The sequence below is a fragment of the Streptomyces klenkii genome (genome assembly GCF_003626645.1).
Lineage (GTDB): Bacteria > Actinomycetota > Actinomycetes > Streptomycetales > Streptomycetaceae > Streptomyces > Streptomyces klenkii.
Genome location: NZ_RBAM01000214.1, coordinates 1 through 1030 on the forward strand (window position 1 = coordinate 1; position 1030 = coordinate 1030).

General features: G+C 77.5%; 2 protein-coding genes. Both read left to right on the top strand.

Features of this window, described 5'->3' with window-relative positions:
* The coding region (locus D7231_RS36865; protein ID WP_199739555.1) for a hypothetical protein at positions 1-330 on the top strand (330 nt) is incomplete at its 5' end.
* A complete protein-coding gene (locus tag D7231_RS35860) occupies positions 327-911 on the top strand; it encodes a helix-turn-helix domain-containing protein (RefSeq protein WP_120760573.1) in 585 nt (194 codons plus the stop codon). The genes D7231_RS36865 and D7231_RS35860, both read left to right, overlap by 4 nt.
* The last annotated feature ends 119 nt before the right edge of the window (positions 912-1030 follow it).

Below are 1030 nucleotides of genomic sequence, written 5' to 3' on the forward strand. Positions count from 1 at the left end.
GCCGCGCAGGAGGCCGTCACCGAGGACGCCGCCCTCATGGCGGCGCTCGCCGCCGCCAAGCCGGGGCCGCTCTTCCAGCGCGCCCGGATCCTGGGCATTCTCCACCCCGCGAGAGGCGGCAGGCGCGACCCGGCCAACTGGTACCCGTCGTTCAAGGCGCTGATCGACGGGATCGTGGACGCCGGGGTCCTGGAGGACGACGACCACAGCCGCGTCATCGGCCCCGACATGCGCCTCGGGCCGGTCGTGCGCGGCGGGCAGCTCGTCCTCGTCGTCCGCGCCCTCGCCCCCACCGAGTGGGCCGACCTCCAGGCCGAGGTGACCCGGTGAGCGCCGGCCGCGCCGCCGAGGTGGCGGCGCGCCGCGCCCTGGTCGCCCAGCTCCGAGCCGAAGGGCTGTCCGGCCGCGCCATCGCCGGACAGCTCGGCATGGGCGAGGCCACTGTCCGGCGGGATCTGGCCTGGGCCGCGCAGCAGCAGGAGCAGGCCGCGCCGTTGCCCGAGACCGCGCCGCCCGCGCCGCGGCGCCCCGTGCCCGGCCACATCCCGGCCGCGTTGCGCGAGGCGTTCGCCACGACGAGGGGGAGCCCGATCCCGCCGCACTCCCCCTACCAGTCCGGCGACCCGGTCCAGCTGCACGGCTTCGCCGGAGAGCAGCCCGGCCACCGCCGAACCGGGTTCCGCGGCTGGGTGGTCGCCACCGTCGGGGCCACGGTCCTGACCGGCATCACCACCACGGGCGAGGAGTGGTGGGAGTACTGGGGCCGACTGCACCCCGACGGGCAGGCGGTGGACCTGACGAGGTGGTGCACCTGCTGCCAGGAAGAGCGCCGCCGCCTGCTCCGCGCGGAGCAGGCCCAGCGCGCCGCCCGCGGCACACAGACCGCCCTCTTCGGCGAGGTGTCCCGGTGAGCCGCGCCGGGGACGTCGCGGCGCGCCGCGCCGAGGTCGCCCGCCTCGCGGCCGAAGGCAACTCCGGCCGCGCTATCGCCGGGCGGCTCTGCATCGGGCAGGGCACGGTCAGGCGCGAC